The 18758-nt window shown below is 44.1% G+C and carries 14 protein-coding genes; 4 read left to right on the forward strand and 10 right to left on the reverse strand.

Translation table 11 applies throughout. From position 1 onward, the window contains the following. Positions 1–11 precede the first annotated feature (11 nt). Positions 12–512 (forward strand): dihydrofolate reductase, encoded by a 501-nt coding sequence (locus tag ACFQ21_RS07055; RefSeq protein WP_377576817.1) that lies wholly within the window; start codon positions 12–14, stop codon positions 510–512. A 20-nt stretch (positions 513–532) separates the two neighbouring features. Here the strand turns inward: ACFQ21_RS07055 and ACFQ21_RS07060 are convergent, their stop codons facing one another. Further along, on the reverse strand, positions 533–1459 hold the full coding sequence (locus ACFQ21_RS07060) for a lysophospholipid acyltransferase family protein (RefSeq protein ID WP_377576819.1): 927 nt from the start codon (positions 1457–1459) through the stop codon (positions 533–535). A 68-nt stretch (positions 1460–1527) separates the two neighbouring features. Between ACFQ21_RS07060 and ACFQ21_RS07065 the strand changes: the two genes are divergently transcribed. Then, positions 1528–2031, forward strand: coding sequence for a SixA phosphatase family protein (locus tag ACFQ21_RS07065; protein ID WP_377576821.1), 504 nt, complete (start codon positions 1528–1530; stop codon positions 2029–2031). 43 nt (positions 2032–2074) lie between these two features. On the opposite strand, the gene ACFQ21_RS07070 is transcribed toward ACFQ21_RS07065, so the two are convergent. From ACFQ21_RS07070 to lon, 4 genes are all read right to left on the reverse strand, one after another. Beyond that, a complete protein-coding gene (locus ACFQ21_RS07070; RefSeq protein WP_377576824.1) occupies positions 2075–3148 on the reverse strand; it encodes a DUF4421 family protein in 1074 nt (357 codons plus the stop codon). After that, positions 3149–4552 (reverse strand): ATP-dependent protease ATPase subunit HslU, encoded by a 1404-nt coding sequence (gene hslU, locus ACFQ21_RS07075; RefSeq protein WP_377576827.1) that lies wholly within the window; start codon positions 4550–4552, stop codon positions 3149–3151. It lies immediately after the preceding gene. Positions 4553–4556: 4 nt separating this feature from the next. Then, positions 4557–5558: a type IX secretion system protein PorQ gene (porQ, locus tag ACFQ21_RS07080; RefSeq protein WP_377576830.1), complete on the reverse strand. Its 1002-nt coding sequence runs from the start codon at positions 5556–5558 to the stop codon at positions 4557–4559. Between the two features lie 180 nt (positions 5559–5738). After that, on the reverse strand, positions 5739–8204 hold the full coding sequence (lon, locus tag ACFQ21_RS07085) for an endopeptidase La (RefSeq protein WP_377576834.1): 2466 nt from the start codon (positions 8202–8204) through the stop codon (positions 5739–5741). A 163-nt stretch (positions 8205–8367) separates the two neighbouring features. Here lon and ACFQ21_RS07090 point away from each other — a divergent pair, with 163 nt between their 5' ends. Next, positions 8368–10341, forward strand: a complete 1974-nt coding sequence (locus ACFQ21_RS07090; RefSeq protein WP_377576837.1) for an OmpA family protein — start codon at positions 8368–8370, stop codon at positions 10339–10341. Between the two features lie 89 nt (positions 10342–10430). On the opposite strand, the gene rseP is transcribed toward ACFQ21_RS07090, so the two are convergent. From rseP to ACFQ21_RS07105, 3 genes are all read right to left on the reverse strand, one after another. Next, positions 10431–11768: an RIP metalloprotease RseP gene (gene rseP, locus ACFQ21_RS07095; protein WP_377576840.1), complete on the reverse strand. Its 1338-nt coding sequence runs from the start codon at positions 11766–11768 to the stop codon at positions 10431–10433. Positions 11769–11839: 71 nt separating this feature from the next. Continuing rightward, on the reverse strand, positions 11840–13003 hold the full coding sequence (locus ACFQ21_RS07100) for a 1-deoxy-D-xylulose-5-phosphate reductoisomerase (RefSeq protein ID WP_377576843.1): 1164 nt from the start codon (positions 13001–13003) through the stop codon (positions 11840–11842). Positions 13004–13166: 163 nt separating this feature from the next. Beyond that, positions 13167–14663 carry a GH3 auxin-responsive promoter family protein gene (locus tag ACFQ21_RS07105; protein WP_377576846.1) on the reverse strand — a complete coding sequence of 499 codons (1497 nt, stop codon included), beginning with the start codon at positions 14661–14663 and terminating at the stop codon, positions 13167–13169. A gap of 237 nt (positions 14664–14900) precedes the next feature. On the opposite strand from ACFQ21_RS07105, the gene ACFQ21_RS07110 reads away from it, so the two are divergent. Beyond that, complete coding sequence (locus ACFQ21_RS07110; RefSeq protein ID WP_377576849.1) at positions 14901–16358, forward strand: S1C family serine protease; 1458 nt, start codon at positions 14901–14903, stop codon at positions 16356–16358. Between the two features lie 92 nt (positions 16359–16450). Here the strand turns inward: ACFQ21_RS07110 and ACFQ21_RS07115 are convergent, their stop codons facing one another. Beyond that, positions 16451–17359, reverse strand: a complete 909-nt coding sequence (locus ACFQ21_RS07115) for a YitT family protein (protein WP_377576851.1) — start codon at positions 17357–17359, stop codon at positions 16451–16453. Positions 17360–17436: 77 nt separating this feature from the next. Further along, positions 17437–18750: an amidohydrolase family protein gene (locus ACFQ21_RS07120; RefSeq protein ID WP_377576854.1), complete on the reverse strand. Its 1314-nt coding sequence runs from the start codon at positions 18748–18750 to the stop codon at positions 17437–17439. Positions 18751–18758 lie beyond the last annotated feature (8 nt).

Genomic DNA, 18758 nt, shown 5'->3' on the forward strand with positions numbered 1-18758 from the left:
GTTCACTGCTTATGAAAATATCACTCATTGCTGCACACGCGCAAAACAGGGTCATCGGAAAAAACAATGATCTGCCCTGGCACCTGCCCGATGACATGAAATTTTTCATGACCACAACACAAGGACATTACTGCATTATGGGCCGAAAGAATTACGATTCAATTCCGGCCAAATTCAAACCACTCCCCAAACGCACCAACATTGTAGTAACGCGTCAGAAAAATTTTGATGCGCCCGGATGTATTGTATTCAACTCGATTGATGAAGGCATTGCGCTTGCCCGTAAAAATGGTGAGCAGGAAGTTTTTATTATCGGTGGTGCTGAAATATACCGTTCGGCTTTACCCTCAGCCGATTTGCTTTACCTCACCGAGATACAAGCCGTAATAGATGGCGATGTATACTTCCCGGAATTCAGCAAAGAGCAGTGGAAAGAAGTATCGCGCGAGCATCATCCCGCAGATGAAAAGCATAAGTATGCTTTTGACTTTGTGCTGTACGAGCGAAAATAATTTAACTATAGGGAATTTGATCATGCTATCTCTTCGCCTGGCTTTGTCTTCCAGCGTTCGTGCATCCACACCCATTGCTCCGGGTGTTTGCGTATCTGCTGTTCAATAAAGCTTGTCAGGATTTGCGTATTATATACCATATCCGATTCATCATCGCCTGTAACATTGATGGCTATTTCAGGCAGTATATGCATGTGCTGTTTCCAGTCGCTGCCTAAGTATATATAGGTAGGTACCACAGTAGCACCAGTCTTCATCGCCAGCACGGTGGCACCTACAGGTGTGGCAGCAGGCATACCAAAGAAATTTACAAAACGGCTTTTCACTTTTGTATCCTGATCGATGAGCAAAGCAACGGATCCACCGGATTTCAAGATCTTGATCATTCGAAATGTTTCGCGGCCGCGCTCGATGGCTATAGCTCCGTGTTTATTCCGATAGTCCCACAACAAATCATTAAGGCGCTCATCTTTCAACGGAGTACCGATGATGTTAGGATTCAAACCACGCAAGGCCATGGTTGTTACTTGCAAATCGAAAGCCCCAAGGTGAGCCGTGAGGAAAATCACACCTTTACCTTTTTGCTGCGCGACCTCATAATTTTCATAACCATGCACAACCAGAAATTCTTCCAGGTCGGCCAGCGTGTGTACAGTGCCGGAAGCACGCAGAATATCGCCCGCATTTTTACCGAGGTATTCGAATGTTTGTCGCGATAACTTTTTTATCTCGGCTGCACTTTTTTCTTTTTTAAATGCGAGCGTCAAATGTCGCTGTGTGAGCTTACGGGTTTGAGAAGCAAATACATAGGCCACTTTCCCCAGGAAGCCACAGAACTTGAGCCATGCCACGCGAGGCATAAGACGCGAAATAAAAATCAGGAATTGTACAAACCGGTAAACGAGCGTATACCGTATCTTTCTGCGTATTTTCTTTGCACCATGCATGTGGCGCGAAGATAAGCGTTAATAAGCTGATTTGTAAAACTTCGCTAAAAGCATCAATCTTTACTTGTATGAAAACCTTGTATATAATTCGCCATGCCAAATCAAGTTGGGCCAATCCGTTGCAGGATGATTTTGACAGACCGCTGAACGATCGTGGCAAGAACGATGCTCCGCGCATGGGCAAACGCCTGAAAGAGAAAGATATTCACCCTGACAGGCTCATTAGCAGCCCTGCGAAACGCGCATACTCAACCGCCAAACGAATTGCCAAGGTTCTGAACTACCCGAAAGAGAAAATTAAAACTGAAAAATCGTTGTACCATGCCAGCGAAGACACTATCCTTTCTACGTTGCAGGGGTTGAAGGACAAATACAATGTGGTGATGCTCTTTGGCCACAACCCGGGCCTGACGGAGTTTGTTAACTCGTTTCAAAATGTGGAGCTGGACATCGACAATATACCTACCTGTGGTGTGGTTGCTTTTCAGATCGATGTTGATGCGTGGAAAGACGTAACGTGGGGAAAGGGCAAGATGGTGTTCTTCGATTATCCTAAAAATCAGCCCGAGTAAGTTTTATACTATATCTATAGTTTGTAACAAAGCTGATGGCGCTCTAGTTGATGAGCGCTTTGGGCACATCCCAGATTCGTTTTTTCAGAATACCGACTTCGCCAAAGCGATAACCGATCAGCATCTTGAACGTGGTGTTGGAGCTTAACAATTGAACTTCGTCAAACTTGGCAGAGCGCCCCTGGGCGATGAAGCTGAAGCCTCCGAAGATACGATCGCCATTATAACCGAGCCCGATACGGGCAGCGGCATACGCATTGAACTTGATGTCATTCTTTTCAACGCCATCTTCACGCATGGATGAGAGCCAGTTGTGTGCCGGCCCCAGGGCTAACGTTCCGTTGAGGAAGAATCCTTTATAGATAAGACTATAGGTATACCCGGGCGCTATACCGAGGGTAGTAACTTTAAAAGATTTTATAGACGATGCCGAACCGAACTTATTAACATACGAGTCCCCAAGTATGGCAGAGTCTCCTGCTGCTTTAAAGCTGCTTAATGAACCAAACAACAAGAACGAACCGGCACTGCGCAATTGCTGATCTATAAAATTATAGGTTGACCTGAACGAAAAGCGCTTGTTATCGAAAGTATAATTTACACTTACACCATTGTTTGTTGTTTCTATATCTCTTCGATGCGGGTACGGCTGGTTGGCCGGTATCTTTACCGAAGGATCATCAACATAAAAGCCATCGTAATTTTGAACATAGGCATCAATGCCCCACTTGCGCCCGATAATATTTAACTGCAGATCGCTGGCATCCGATTCACCGTAGATGCGTCTGTTGGCTTCGTCTTGTGGCAATGCAAAAGCTACTTCTATCGCTAACTCAAACAAGTACATACCGAGCCCCAAACTATAGGGTTTGTTGGAACGATACGATACAGAAGTCTTGCTGTCTTTTTCGCGCTGCATTTCAAAACCCAGCCTGCGTTGCTTCAACACTGGCCATAGAAAGAAATGATTGGGGAATGTTTTTATATACTTGGACCGCACGGAATCATATCCGGGTTCCGGAAAGGCTCCGACTGAAACATCATCCTGACCAATAGCCGGTATAGTTATAGTCGTTACTATACCGAGTATAAAAATCGCAAGCCTTGTATATTTCATTTAGAGAATGTATTCGCTCAGGTCTTTATTTTTTACAAGGCCCGCCATTCGCTCGCGCACCATATCTGCTGTAATCAGCAGTCGCGCATTCGGACCAATCTTATCCGGTACATCAAACAAAAATTCATTCAACAATCTGCTCATCACCGTATGCAACCTGCGCGCCCCTATATTTTCCACTTCGGCATTGATGGTAAACGCTGTACTGGCAATTTCGTCAATAGCATCATCAGCAAAACTTATCTCAACACTTTCAGCTTCGAACAACGCCTGATATTGTTTGGTAAGTGCGTTCTTAGGCTCCTTCAATATCTGGATGAAGTCTTCTTTCGTCAGGTTATTCAATTCAACACGAATCGGGAAACGTCCCTGCAATTCGGGTATAAGATCCGATGGTTTTGAAATATGAAAGGCTCCGGCAGCAATGAACAATACGTGATCAGTTTTTATAACACCATGCTTTGTGTTCACGGTACTTCCTTCGACTATAGGAAGCAGATCGCGCTGTACACCTTCGCGACTTACATCGGGACCACTGCCACCTTTCTTGGAACCGGAAGCAATCTTGTCGATCTCATCTATAAAAATGATACCGGCATTCTCTGCACGATGAATCGCTTCTTCCTTTACTTCATCCATATCGATGAGCTTGGCAGCTTCTTCATCGAGTAAAATTCTGCGGGCTTCTGCTACGGTAACTTTACGCTTCTTGCTTTTTTTCGGCATCATACCATTCAGCATTTCTTGCAGGTTCATCATGGATACTTCGTCCATCATGCCGGCACCGATCATGCCTACATTTGATCCGCTTCCTCCTTTAATGTTGATCTCGATCTTGCGTTCTTCAAGTTCGCCATTGCGTATCTTATCGCGGAAGTGATTGCGTGTACGTTCGTTCAACTCTACATCGCTCGTAGGTATATCATTGGTATTTTCCGTTTGTGAAGAGAATCCCGTTGAACGCGGTTGCTGCTGACGCAGCGGTGGTATCAAGGCATCCAGTATAGCATCTTCTACTGCCTGTGCTGCTTTCTCTTTTACTTCTTCCTTCTTGCGAGCCTTCACCATATTTACCGATTGCTCCACCAGGTCGCGCACCATGCTCTCCACATCGCGGCCTACATAGCCTACTTCAGTAAATTTGGAAGCCTCTACTTTTACAAAAGGAGCATCAGCAAGTTTGGCAAGTCTGCGCGCAATCTCGGTTTTACCAACACCGGTAGCACCGATCATGAGTATATTATTCGGAACAATTTCCCCCTGTATATCCGCTTTCGTGTTCATTCTTCTCCAGCGGTTACGCAGCGCAATCGCTACATTACGTTTAGCTTCCTTCTGTCCTATAATGTATTTATCAAGCTCCTCAACAATCTGTTTCGGTGTTAAATATTTTTCGTCCATCATAATTTTATACTCTTCTCAACACACGATTTATATTTGATGACAATGTTAATCCATACCCGGCCTTACCCGCAACATATCCACTTCTGCTGAATATAAATTCAAACGAACGGATGCGTGCAGAAAAGCCTAACGATAAGCCGGCACCACCTCCGCCATTCTCCAGTTTCAATTCCTGGTGCGTGAGGTAATTATAGCCTGCCAATATATTTACATTGCGATGTATTAAAATTTCAGCGCCAAAGTTAATGCGCCTCAGTACCTTATCCAATCCTCCCGGTTCGTCTTGCCCGCTGGCTGCATCGTAGTATGTAACACGCTTTCGCGCCAGGTTATATGCCGTGATTGAAAAACGTAACGGCATATGTTCAGGCTTGAAGGTAGTTCCCAACTGCACATCGAACGGAAGCTCTGACTCGCTCGACTCCGAGTATTCAGAAAAAACTATTCCCATATTTTTTACCGTCAGTCCTATACGCCAGTCGTAATGAGGATGTACAAACACCCCGCCAAAATCTATAGCGGCAGCACTGGCGTGATAACCGGCAATATTGGAGAAGATCATCTTAACGTTCGCTCCAATTCTGAAGTTTGAGACCTGGTGACTTTTACCTATCACGATCGCTGTTTCACCAGACTTAAATGTACCGATCTCAGTTCCGGATGCATCGTACCCCTGAATGGTGCCGTAGCTCAGATGCTGCACACCAAAAAGCAGTGTACCTATATTTTTAAACTTATGCGCGTATGAAAAAGTTGATTGGCCAACATCTGCCACGTAAAACTGATAAGTAGCCGAAGCAAATCCTGCCAGAGAATCTGAGACTAGGGAAGGATTCGAGTAAAAGAAATTCACATCGCGATCCGTCAACGATGCGTTAACACCACCCAGCGCAGCGAGCCTTGCACTATTGGCAACATTCAAAAACTCAAAAGACTTCTGCCCGCCTGTCTGGGCAAACGAAACCAGAGATGAAAGAAGTAGTATTGCCGGCAGTATCTGCTTCACAAAATGGAGTTAAACTGCAATATCGTAAAACATGCTGGCATTTTTAAACCTTCTCGTCTCAAGCCATGCCCTCGTAAGTAAGCTTGCTGATTACGAGAAAAGGAACACGGGTTCGCACGACCCTGAGACACCTCGGTTTTTGAGACACTATATCTTTTAGAGCTTCCTTCGAAAAAGAAATTAGTTCTGTGCTATTGACTTGGGATCGGTAAAGATGAACTTCATCGGCTCCTTTACCTTCTCTTTCATCAGGGCAACCTTCAACACTTCATCCACCGTGTCTACATAGTGGAAGGTAAGTCCTTTGAGGTAGTGCTTCTCGATCTCATCGATGTCACGCTTGTTCTTGGCACTGAGAACGATTTCTTTTATACCACTGCGCTTGGCCGCGAGTATTTTTTCTTTGATACCTCCTACCGGCAATACTTTACCGCGCAGGGTAATCTCACCGGTCATGGCAAGCTTCGCGCGAACTTTACGCTGGGTAAAGATCGATGCGAGTGAAGTAAACATCGTAATACCCGCTGACGGTCCGTCTTTCGGAACGGCACCAGCAGGTACATGTATATGCAGATCGTATTGTTGAAACAACCGATGATCTATATCCAGCGCTTCTGCGTTCGACTTGAGATAGGAAAGTGCTGCCATGGCTGATTCTTTCATAACATCACCTAACTGTCCTGAAATAGTAAGTATACCTTTACCTCTGCTCAGGCTCGATTCAACAAAAAGTATTTCTCCGCCTACTTGTGTCCAGGCTAAACCTGTTACCACACCGGCTATTTCGTTTCCCTGGTATAGCTCTTCGTCAAATATCTCGGCCCCTAAAACTTTGCGAACGGTCTCTTCCGAGATCACCTTGTCGAATGGTTCTTCCATTGCTACCGACTTGGCAATGTTACGCACCAGTGTACCGATCTTGCGCTCGAGGTTACGCACTCCCGATTCGCGGGTATACGCATTTACTGTTTTGATAACAGCATCTTTCGAAAACTTTACATCCGAAGTTTTTAATCCGTGCTCTTTAAGCTGCTTCGGTATAAGGTGTTTTATAGCGATCTCTACTTTCTCTTCAAGTGTATAGCCGGTTACTTCGATGATCTCCATACGATCGCGCAATGCAGGATGAATGGTATCAAGCGAGTTGGCCGTAGCAATGAAAAGTACTTTTGATAAATCGTAATCTACTTCCAGGTAATTATCACCGAAAGCATTGTTCTGCTCCGGGTCTAACACTTCGAGTAAAGCAGACGATGGGTCGCCACGAAAATCTGATTTTACTTTATCGATCTCATCGAGTATAAATACCGGGTTGGATGATTGAGACTTCTTGATGTTCTGCAAAATTTTACCCGGCATAGCACCTACATACGTTTTGCGGTGTCCGCGTATTTCAGCCTCATCATGCACGCCTCCTAACGACATGCGTACATACTTACGTTGCAGTGCTTTCGCGATCGATCGGCCCAATGAAGTTTTACCAACACCGGGAGGACCATACAAGCAAAGTATAGGTCCTTTCATATCCTGCTTCAACTTTAGTACAGCAAGATATTCGAGTATACGTGTCTTTACTTTTTCAAGACCGAAGTGATCCTGATCCAATATTTTTCTGGCGCGCTTCAGATCGAAATCATCGATCGTGTAATCTTCCCAGGGAAGATCGAGCATAAACTCCACGTAGTTCATCGCTACCGGATATTCCGCTGCCATGGGGTTGATGCGCAAAAGTTTATCGAGCTCGCGATTGAAATGATCCGCTGCCTGCTTCGACCATTTTTTACCTTCAGCACGCTTGCGGAATTTTTCTACTTCTTTATCCGGACCATCATAACCCAGCTCATCCTGCAATACTTTTATCTGCTGACGCAGGAAGTAGTCGCGTTGCTGCTGGTCTATATCGGTATGTACTTTCTTCTGAATCTCGTGTTTGATCTCCAACATCTGCACATCCTTCAACATATACTGCAGCAGCAGTGTACCGCGCTCAATTATATTCTGTGTCTCCAGTATCTTTTGTTTCTCGCCTACCTCGGCATTGAGGTTGGAAGAAAGAAAATGTACCAGGAACGACATGCTGGATATATTGTCCAATGCCACCTGTGCCTCTTGCGGAAGTTCAGGGTTAAGCTTTAGTATTTTAGACGCTGCATCTTTCAACGACTGCACCAATGCTTTGGCTTCTTTGCCGTTAACATTTAGCGCAGGTTCCGGTTGAAGTTGAATGCGTGCCGTGAGGAACGGTTCTTCCTGAACAAACTCTTTTATGGTAAAACGATTTTTACCCTGAATGATAATCGTGGTGTTACCATCCGGCAGAACAAGCATTTTGATAATTTTTGCTACAGTACCGGTGCGGTATAATTCTTCGATAGCAGGCTCTTCAGCCTGCGAATTTTTTTGAGCGATTACACCAATGATGCGATTTCCCTGGTAAGCTTTTTTAACAAGCTTGATAGATTTTTGTCTTCCTACCGTTATAGGAATAACAACTCCCGGAAAGAGTACTGTATTTTTTATAGGAAGAATCGAGAGTTCTTCCGGTAAATCTTCCGGCTTCAGATCAGATTCCTGTTCGGGATTTATCAGTTGAATAAGATCATCTGAATCTTCCTGAACGAGTTGTATCGGTAATGATTTGAACATGCTTTCGTTTATAAGGTGCCAAACTGACACGCGTTTCGTATCAGCGATGGTTGTATACTAGGTTCGCCTAAAGGACAATAGTAATGCCAAGAGAGTTGTAAAAGAAGTAAAATTGTATCAACTTTATCCATCTGGCGTGAATTTTTTACCAAACAAAGGTTCTGTGAAAACCTACTTTTTGATCTTATTAACAGCCTTTTGGTTGTTGGTTCACGTTCCTTCCCTGGCTCAAAAGCCTAAACAGAAATTCAAAAAGGGAGGAATCGTACAACTAAATGATAGCCTGACAAGCTACAGCCAATCTGACATTTTCGATTTTCCGAATCTCAACAAGGTTCGCTACTATAAAGATGCAACCAAGTTGGGTAGAATAAAAGCATTAGCTGCAACAGGTGATTACGAACAGGAATATACCGAGTTAAAAGCGTATGTGAAGAACTTTGGCGTTGATAATTTTTCGCACGATATACAATTACTCTGGGACTTTGCTAAGCTGTCGGAAAAACAAGGACCTCCCGGTGAAGCTGTGCTGCTATACAAGCTTGTGTTGAAACACTACAAACAAAGTATAGATGAAAAGCAGGTACAACGTGAGTACGATACGCTTACCCGCAACGAAAAAGATCTATATGTACCGCTGCAACAATACTATGAACTGGTAGCGTTCCGAAAAGAGATTGATACACTTCGTCCTCCTCAGGGCGTGTTACTAAACATGGGTTATGGTGTAAACTCAGAGAAGGAAGATTATGGCCCGACCATTGGTAACATCGACAATGTATTGCTGTTTACTTCGAAGCGTAATTCTAAAATTGATCCGCTTAACAAAACGTATAACGAAGATCTGTTCTACACTATAAAACAAGATACCGTTTGGGGTTTTGCGGAAGAATTCAAAACAGTGAACACACGCTATAACGAAGGCTCTGCAAGCCTGAGTAAAGATGGCAAGCATTTATACTTTGCGCGCTGTAATTCACCCGACTCGTATGGTAACTGCGATATATTTGTCTCTGATCTGAAAGGTGATAGCACGTGGGGCACACCGCGTAACCTTGGTCCTAACATCAACACAGCTTCATGGGATTCTCAGCCTTCTCTCTCGCACTCTGGTGACACACTATATTTCTCTTCCGACCGTATTGGTGGTTTTGGTTTTTCAGATATATACTTTGCTGTAAAAGATGCAAAGGGTAACTGGCAGAAGGCACAAAATATAGGACCGATCATCAACACGCGCGCGTTTGAAGTGAGTCCGTTTTATCACCACCGGTTTAAAGTATTGTACTTCAGTTCGAATGGACAACCGTTGAATTTTGGTGACTTCGATATTTACAAATCATACAGCCAGGGTAAAAATTGGGGCGAGCCGAAAAATATAGGACCGTTGGTCAATGGCCCCGGTAGTGAATATTACTTTACGATTGATTCCGAATCGAATCGTTTATACTATGCGCGCTCAGCTGCCGATGATCTGAACAATCTTGATCTTTACTCCTTCCCTGTTCCCATGGAAGCACAGCCTGAAGCGATTGTACGGTTAAAAGGAACACTTATAAATTCGGAAACCAAGAAACCATTCCGTGGTATAGTTTCGGTTATTGACCTGGATAAAGGTGTTGAAGTAGCACCGAAGTTTTTACGCGAAGATGGTTCGTTCGATTTTCGCCTGATCAACAAGCGTAACTACCTCCTCATTATTCAGGGTGATGACTTCTTCCGCATTGAACAGATATTCTATATGGAAGGCGATCGTGAAATGAACCTGGAGACTGAACCGATTGAAAGTAAAATGGCTTTCAAGTCGCTGGAGTTTGAAAATGGTAAAGCCGATATACTTCCTACCATGCACGATGACCTGAACAAGATTGCAAACTTCCTGATCGATCATCCGAAATTATCATTAAGTATCTCCGGCCATACCGATTCACAAGGCAATGAAATATCGAACCTGAAACTCTCACAGGCACGTGCTGATGCGATTAAAGCATATCTCGTTTATCAATATAAAATAAACACCAAGCGGATTGAAGCTCACGGCTACGGAAGTTCAAAACCCATTGTAGAAGAGAAAACAGACGAGGATCGCGGACTGAACAGACGCGTTGAGTTTGAAATACGCAAAACCGAAGAGTAAGCTACTGCTATATACAGCAGGTATAAAAAAGAAAGGTCGCCCTATAACGGAGCGACCTTTCTTTTTTATGTGATGATCTGAATGTTACATCAGAACAACTTGATAATGTCGTTAGCAAAGATGAACACCATCAGCGCCAACAGGAATACCATACCTACTTTCTGTGCTGCTTCCAGAAATTTATCAGAAGGTTTTCTGCGTGATATAATTTCATATGAAAGGAACATCACGTGGCCACCATCCAGTGCCGGTATAGGAAGCAGGTTCATAAAGGCAAGCACCAACGAAAGAACTCCGGTGAGTGACCAGAAGCGCTCCCACTGCCACTCTACACCATAGGCTTGCATGATGCCTATCGGACCTGACAATGATTCCTTCGGAGAGAGTACACCGGTAATTACTTTACCAAATGCGCGTATCTGTGTATTCAACGTCTGGAAGGCACGTTCTGTGCCCAACGGTATAGATTCGATGAACCCGTATTCAATGGTTACTTCTGCTTTCTTCAGGTAATCTTTTGTTACCATCGGAGCAAATCCTATCGCTGTTCTGCCTTCGAAACTTTCCCTGAAGGTAAGTTCCTTGCCATCGCGTATTACTTTAAAAGATATAGAGTCGTGCTTAACGGCTTCTGTCTTGATATAAGTATAAAGCTCATCCATATACTTGAAAGGCACACCGTTGATTTCGGTGAACAGGTCTCCTTCTTTCAAACCTACTTTATCTGCTATGGAGTCTTTTGCTACTTTACCTACGATCGGAGGTATACGATACTGAATAAAATTCAGTGCACTGTCTTTCTTATTGAATTTCTGAATCAAATCTGCAGGAATAGGAACGTCAACAAGTTTACCGTTGCGCTCCACAGTATAATATGCATTGTCAGCCAGTAACGTCTGCGGACGAACGATATCATCAAAGTATTTGAAGTCGTGACCATTGATTTTTACGATCTTATCACCACTCTGTAAGCCGATGCGTTTACCAATTGGTCCGGCACTGATACCACCTAAATTATTGATCTCATCTTTCAACAAGTATGTATCACCAAAGGCGAATGTTATACCTATAAAGATGATGATACCTACAATAACATTTACAACTATACCGCCCAGCATTACGATGAGGCGCTGCCATGCCGGCTTGGAGCGAAACTCCCACGGCTGTGGAGGTTGATTCATCGTCTCCGTGTCGAGCGATTCATCAATCATACCGGAGATCTTTACATAGCCACCCAGTGGTATAGCGCTGATCGCATATTCTGTTTCGCCTTTCCGGAAAGACCATAATTTTGGAGGGAAGCCAATGGAGAACTGCTCAACCCGCATTCCGAAATATTTTGCTGCTAACAAGTGCCCCATTTCATGCACCGCTACCAAAAATGACAAGCTCAACAGAAGCTGAGCCAAACTAATCATCCAATCCATTCTTTATCCTTTATCGTTATCTGTTACTCAATTTGATTTGTGTGTGATGTGTGTGCTCGGTGTAAAGACCGCTAAACCGATTTTATCATCTCAAGTGCCCGGGCGCGTGTCTCTTTGTCAGTGTTCACGTAATCTTCGTACGAAGGGTTTACGACATAATCCATTTTTGAAAGGCATCGTTCAACAATATCCGACATTTCAAGAAATCCTACTGAATCCTTCAAAAATCCGGCCACAGCCACTTCATTGGCAGCATTCAGAACGCATGGCATGTTGCCGCCTCTCGTTAACGCGTCAAACGCGAGTGCAAGATTACGAAAAGTTTCCGTATCCGGTTTTTCAAACGTTAATGACGGGTAATTGCTGAAATCGAAACGAGGAAAATCTGATTTCAAACGATCGGGAAACGTCATGGCAAACTGAATGGGAAGCTTCATATCAGGCAATCCCATCTGTGCTTTAATTGATCCGTCCTCAAACTGTACCAGCGAATGTATAATCGACTGCGGATGCACCACTACTTCTACCTGGTTTGTACGAAGACCAAACAACCACTTGGCTTCAATCACCTCAAGGCCTTTATTCATGAGTGTAGCCGAGTCGATAGTAACTTTAGCGCCCATGCTCCAGTTCGGGTGCTTCAGGGCCTGTGCTTTTGTTACTGCTACCAGTTCATCTTTTTTCCTTCCGCGGAACGGTCCGCCTGAAGCTGTGAGTATAATCTTCTCGATCTTATTATGAAACTCGCCAACGATACATTGAAAGATAGCGGAGTGTTCTGAATCAACCGGGTATATATTTACTCCCTTCTCTCGCGCCAGGCGCGTAATCAGATCGCCCGCCACAACCAGCGTTTCCTTATTGGCGAGTGCTATAGTTTTACCGGCTTCAATTGCTTTTATGGTTGGGCGTAAACCGGAGTATCCTACCAGTGCCGTAAGCACCAGATCGATGGTATCCATCTGTACTATATCTGCCAACGCCTTTTCACCGGCATATACTTTCACATGTTCTTTTGCCAGTGCATCCTTTACAGTCGTGTAGTGATCTTCGTTAACAATTACCACTGCGTTGGGCTTGAACTTTATAGCCTGCTCAATTAAAAGTGCAGCGTTGTTCTGTGCGGTGAGCACTTCAACTTCAAAAGCTTCCGGATGTGCCGCGATAACTTCTAATGCCTGTGTACCAATAGAACCAGTGGAACCAAGTATCGCGATGTTCTTTTTCTTACCCAATGTTATGCGGTGATTATTGAATGATTGTTTCCGGATTTAACTGATGGCATAGAACGTGTTCAGGCAAGCCATGCAGCTCCGGTTTGTTATATTTATGTATCGGCACGTTTGTACAAAAATAAGCAATTAGTTTTATACTCTTCACCATTCGAATACCGATGTCCTAAACAGCATAATCCTGCAACACATCCGCAATTTTGCGGTCGTTCGACAGGCGCGGCACTTTATTCTGTCCACCGAGTTTGCCAAGCGATTTCATGTAATCTATAAATGCGTTTCGTTTCAGCGATGTAGTGATCAACGTTCGCAGAATGTTACCCGATATAAGATCATCGTAATAAACATTCAGTTTGCGCATCTGGTTATCAAGCTCCAGCGAAAAAGCTTGCAGGTCGCGTGGCGCGCGCGAAAATTCCACAAGCCATTGGTGGTGCGGCATTCCTTCTTTCGGTGCAACATTAGGTGCTACCGTAAACTCAATCAACTCTGCTTCCGGAAACTTCTCCATGGTATATTTCATGGCTTTCTCTACCTCCTCGCCAATCACGTGTTCACCGAACGCGGAGATAAAATGTTTGATCCTTCCGGAGACAATCAGTCTGTACGGATTTTTGGAAACAAACTTTACCGTATCACCAATGGAATATCCCCACAAACCTGCATTGCTGTTAATGATGAGTGCGTAATTTTTGCCCAGCTCCACTTCTTCAATACTAAGCCTGCGCGGGTTATCGTTAAAGTATTCTTCTGCCGGCACAAACTCGTAGAAAATTCCACTGTTCAATTGCAGTAATAATCCCGGTTCAACCTGCGAATCCTGATACGCTATAAATCCTTCCGAAGCCGGGTACGTCTCAATTGAATCAACCTTCTTACCGATCGAGTCGAACAACTTCGCGCGATAAGGTTCAAAGTTTACACCACCGTATACGAACATCGAAAAGTTCGGGAATACATCTTTGATCTTTTTGCCGGTGCGTGCCTGAATGCGATCAAAGTACATCTGAGCCCAGGGCGGAATACCCGAGATCAACGTCATGTTTTCGTTCAATGTCTCATCGATAATGCGATCCAGTTTTTCTTCCCAATCGTCTATACAATTGGTTTTATAGCTTGGCTTCTGATTGGTTCGCAGATACGAAGGCACGTGGTGATTCGCTATGCCGGAGAGGCGACCTACTTTTATACCGGCCTTCTCATCGAGTTCCGGACTACCCGAAAGAAATATAAGACCACCATCAAGAAACGATGCGTTGCCTGTTTCATGCACGTAGCTTAACACCGCGTTGCGCGAGTTGTTAAAGTGATATGGAACAGAATCTTTTGTGATGGGTATATATTTAGTGCCCGATGTTGTACCAGATGTTTTGGCGAGATATAGCGGTTTGCCTTTCCAGAGTACATCAGCCTCGCCTTTTACTACCCGGTCGAAATATGATTTCAGTAATTCGTAATCGCGAACGGGCACACGTTTTTTAAAATCATCGTAGGTACGGATCGATGCAAAATCATGATCGCGGCCAAACGCTGTAGACTTACCTTGTTCTACCAGTGCCTGCAATATCTGCATCTGGAATTTTCCAGGTTGCATAGACCATTGTCTGGTTTGCGAAGCGATATAGGCGGCAAATGGTTTTGCCAGAAAAGAGCGGATTCCCATGGTCACAAAACTAATAAGAATTGGAAGATTGAAAGATTTTAAGATTGAAAGATTGAGAAAGGTCCTAACCTCTCAATGTTTCAATTTTTCAAATCTTCCAATCTTTTAATTTCCTAAAATTGAGCCCTGAAATCTAAACTTGTTTTGCTTTTTTAGAGTTAAAATGAATTAGTTTCAAACTTTTCAGAGGATTGTTTCATCTGTCTGGAATGATTAATGCATGCTAAGTTTTTTTATATGAAGAATACTATTAAGATAATCGTTCTTGCCTTTTTGGCTGGTTTTGGCGGATCGTATACTTTTTACCGTTTGGTTGTAAAACCTGAGCTCGCCCATGAGCAGCATATTGACACACAGTTTAGTACCGTTCGTTACGATTCGGCTGTGCCCTATATATCGTCAAGTGGCGCCAGTGGTGCCGCTCCGAGAACAGTAACATCCATACCGGCTGTTGACTTCAGTGACGCTGCATCAAAAGCTACACAGAGCGTGGTATATATCAATAGTATATCACAAGGTGTTTCCTATTCGTACTGGGACTGGTTCTTTGGCGAAGGTGGCGGAGGTAATCGTACGCAGGTAAGCAGCGGCTCCGGTGTGATCTTTACCGAAGACGGCTATATTGTTACCAACAACCACGTGGTAGAGACAGCCGAGCGCATCGAAGTAAACTATAACAAGCAGGTATACCCTGCGGAACTGGTTGGAACAGATCCTTCTACAGACCTCGCGGTAATCAAGATCAAAGCCAACAACCTGCCCGCTATAACACTGGGAAGCTCAAAGAATGTACAGGTTGGCGAATGGGTTATTGCTGTAGGAAACCCGTACTCATTGTCCTCTACAGTTACGGCAGGTATAGTGAGTGCGAAAGGAAGACGCATTGGTATACTGGAAGATAAATTCCCGATCGAATCATTCATCCAGACAGATGCTGCGATCAACCCGGGTAACTCGGGTGGTGCGCTGGTTAACAAGACGGGAGAATTGGTAGGTATAAACTCTGCTATACTTTCACGTACAGGTTCGTATACCGGATATGCATTTGCTATACCGATCGATATAGCGAAGAAAGTATTTAACGACCTTGTGAAATACGGTCTGTCTCAAAAAGCTTTCTTCGGAGGCAGTGTTGTTGAGTATGACTATGAACATGCCAAGAAGTATGACTTGCCAACCAACGTAAAAAATTACAACGGTGTATTGCTGGAGCAACTCGATCGTGAAGGTCCGGCTTTCCAGGCTGGTCTTAAACTCGGTGACGTTATTACCAAGATCAACGATGTAACTGTTAACAGTCAGAGTGAATTTGAAGAAGAGCTAAGCTATCATAACCCGGGCGATAAAATTACCTTTACCTATATACGCGAAGGTAAATCCAATACAGCATCGCTTACGCTGATCAACCAGAACGGCACGACCGAGATCATCAAGCGTAAAATATTAACCGATTCAAGTCTGGGTGCGCAGTTGGAAGGCACTCGCTACGGTGTAAAAGTCTTTAAGATAAAAGACAACAGCGTTCTGAAACAGATCGGCTTACCAGAAAATTTTACCATTGTAGCCATTAACCGCCAACGCGTAAAGGAACCTGAAGAGATCAGCGAGTTCTTTGCGAAGTATAAAGGCCGGGGCTATATATATGGTGTGAACAGTTCGAAGCAACAGGTGGAAATTCCGTTTGTAATTCGTTAACCTTTTTGGGCCCGCAGATTTTCGCAGATAGACGCAGAAGTTTTATGTATTATATTCTGCGTAAATCTGCGCCCTCTGCGGGCTTAACATTTTTATTCAAGCGGACGCTTTTTGATCATACCTCCCTTTATATCGTTCACACTATTTTCTACTACGAACGCTTCAGGATCGATCTTGGCAATTTCTGTTTTCAGTTTTTGAAGCTCGAGTCGTGTAATGACTGAGAAGATCACATCCTGATCTTTCGTACGATGTCCTGTTTTACCGAAGCCACTTTTTCCTTTCAGAATCGTTACCCCTCCTCCCATCTTTTCTGTGATCGCATCTTTGATCTCAACGCTCCTCTCTGATACAATCATCACGCTGGTATATTCTTCGATACCATGCACTACAAAGTCGACAGTCTTGGAGGCTATGAGGTATGTTAAGATTGCATAGAGCGCTGTCTCAATATTGATGAGGTAAGCAGCGAAGGCAAATATAGCGATGTTGAATAGCAGGATTATATCGCCCACTGTTAACGGTGTATTGCGACTTACATAAATCGCCAGCACTTCCGTGCCATCAATTACACTTCCTCCCCGTATTGACAAACCTATACCACATCCTAAAAAGAAACCACCGAAGAAAGCGATCAGCAACTTGTCATCCGTAATCAAAGGAAACTCTACAAACGAAAGGCAAAGTGCCAGTGCTGTTATTGCAACAAGTGTCTTTATAGCAAAGAGCTTTGAGATCTGCTTATACCCGGTAACAATAAACGGTATATTTATAATTACCACCAGGTAAGCCAGATCTATATCGGTAAGTACATTCGTAAGCAGTGATATACCCATTACCCCACCGTCCAGAAAAGAGTTAGGCAGTAAAAATCCCTTTAGTCCAAAGGCAGCCGAAAGAACTCCTAACGAAATGAAGATCGTGTCTTTCACAGCACGCACAATACTGATCTTCTTCAACCGAAGCTCGCGTAAGTGAATGAGTCGTTGCTGTGATGACATATTCCATAAGTTATAAAAAAGAAGCCGCCCTGAAAAGTCAGGACGGCCTCCGCAATGCTATTTATTTTGAGTTTACGTTAGTTTTTACTCACACCGGGTTCGCGCTTCAGGAACTCTTCGTATAGCTCGGTTTGTCTGCTCACCATCGGAATTTTCCAGCCATCAATAAACACCTGCTTAATGTTTGTCTTTGTCTCAAACGGATCGCCATCGCTGATAAACAAGGTTGCATCTTTACCAGCCTCGATTGAACCGATGCGATCAGCGACACCAAAAATTTCTGCAGGCACGATGGTCACTGCTTTCAATGCTTCTTCGCGCCCGAGGCCATAGCTCGCTGCAAAGGCTGCGTGATACGGAAGGTTACGTACGTTACCGCGGGCTTCTTGTGTACAGAGCGCTACCTTTACTCCTGCCTTCTTCATCAGACCGGCATTGGCATACGCTTTATCATAACGATCGTAGTCACGTGAAGGCAATTCCTGTATAGGACCTGTAATCACCGGGATGTTTGCTTTCGCGATTTCAGCCGCTACACGCCAGCCTTCCAATACTCCCACCAGTATAACTTTCTTCACCTTTCTTTCTTTTACCCACTGCAATGCATTGAGTATATCCTTCGCAGCATCAGCCTGTATCATCAGTGCACGTTCACCACGAATTACAGGAAGCAACGCCTCCATTTCTGGATAGTATGCTATACCTTTTGATTTTGAAGCTGAGTCAATCTTGTGATATTCGATTGCTCTGTCCCAGGCTTCGTTTAGTTTGTTCAATTTCTTTTCGTAGTCTTTCTTCAATTCGTCATCCGTTCTGCGATCGAAGAAACTTCTTCTTCCTACATCCGGGAATTGTAATACGACACCTTCAAACCCGGCAAACATTTGATCCGGTGTATAGCCATGAAGATCAATCAGAGCAGCAGTACCTGATACAAGGCTGCCGCGCGGAGCAGCAATAACCGTTGTTACTCCGCTGATGCGTGTTACCGGAATCAATGCAGAGTTCGGATTCACCGCAGTAATAGCATGTACCTGCGGGATGATATCACCTACTTCTTCAAAATCACGCGTGCGTGCATCCGATGCTACTTCGCTCAATCCAAGTTGTGTGAAGCTATCAATCATACCCGGGTATATCCAGAGACCTTTACAATCTATAACCTGTGCACCGGCCGGTACGGTTACCGATGTACCAACGGCTGCAATTTTTCCATTAGTGATAATAACCGTTCCGTTTTGAATAACGCCTTTCGTTACAGTCTCAATGGTAGCATTGGTAAGAGCAAAGGTTCCGAACACGGCCTTCGGTGACTGTGCCCATAGCACTGACGTTGCAGCACAGAAAAGTATAACGAGTATACTGAAGTATAAATGTATTTTTCGTTTCATAATCGTGT

This window comes from Ohtaekwangia kribbensis (genome assembly GCF_042676245.1).
GTDB classification, from domain to species: Bacteria; Bacteroidota; Bacteroidia; order Cytophagales; family Cyclobacteriaceae; genus Ohtaekwangia; species Ohtaekwangia kribbensis.

Bases quoted from the DNA above. Each gene is read 5' to 3' on its own strand.
- ACFQ21_RS07105 (WP_377576846.1), bottom strand. From the start codon at position 14,663: ATGGGAATCCGCTCTTTTCTGGCAAAACCATTTGCCGCCTATATCGCT.
- ACFQ21_RS07120 (WP_377576854.1), bottom strand. From the start codon at position 18,750: ATGAAACGAAAAATACATTTATACTTCAGTATACTCGTTATACTTTTC.
- ACFQ21_RS07110 (WP_377576849.1), top strand. From the start codon at position 14,901: ATGAAGAATACTATTAAGATAATCGTTCTTGCCTTTTTGGCTGGTTTT.
- ACFQ21_RS07070 (WP_377576824.1), bottom strand. From the start codon at position 3,148: ATGAAATATACAAGGCTTGCGATTTTTATACTCGGTATAGTAACGACT.
- ACFQ21_RS07055 (WP_377576817.1), top strand. From the start codon at position 12: ATGAAAATATCACTCATTGCTGCACACGCGCAAAACAGGGTCATCGGA.
- ACFQ21_RS07115 (WP_377576851.1), bottom strand. From the start codon at position 17,359: ATGTCATCACAGCAACGACTCATTCACTTACGCGAGCTTCGGTTGAAG.
- lon (WP_377576834.1), bottom strand. From the start codon at position 8,204: ATGTTCAAATCATTACCGATACAACTCGTTCAGGAAGATTCAGATGAT.
- ACFQ21_RS07065 (WP_377576821.1), top strand. From the start codon at position 1,528: ATGAAAACCTTGTATATAATTCGCCATGCCAAATCAAGTTGGGCCAAT.
- rseP (WP_377576840.1), bottom strand. From the start codon at position 11,768: ATGGATTGGATGATTAGTTTGGCTCAGCTTCTGTTGAGCTTGTCATTT.
- ACFQ21_RS07060 (WP_377576819.1), bottom strand. From the start codon at position 1,459: ATGCATGGTGCAAAGAAAATACGCAGAAAGATACGGTATACGCTCGTT.
- hslU (WP_377576827.1), bottom strand. From the start codon at position 4,552: ATGATGGACGAAAAATATTTAACACCGAAACAGATTGTTGAGGAGCTT.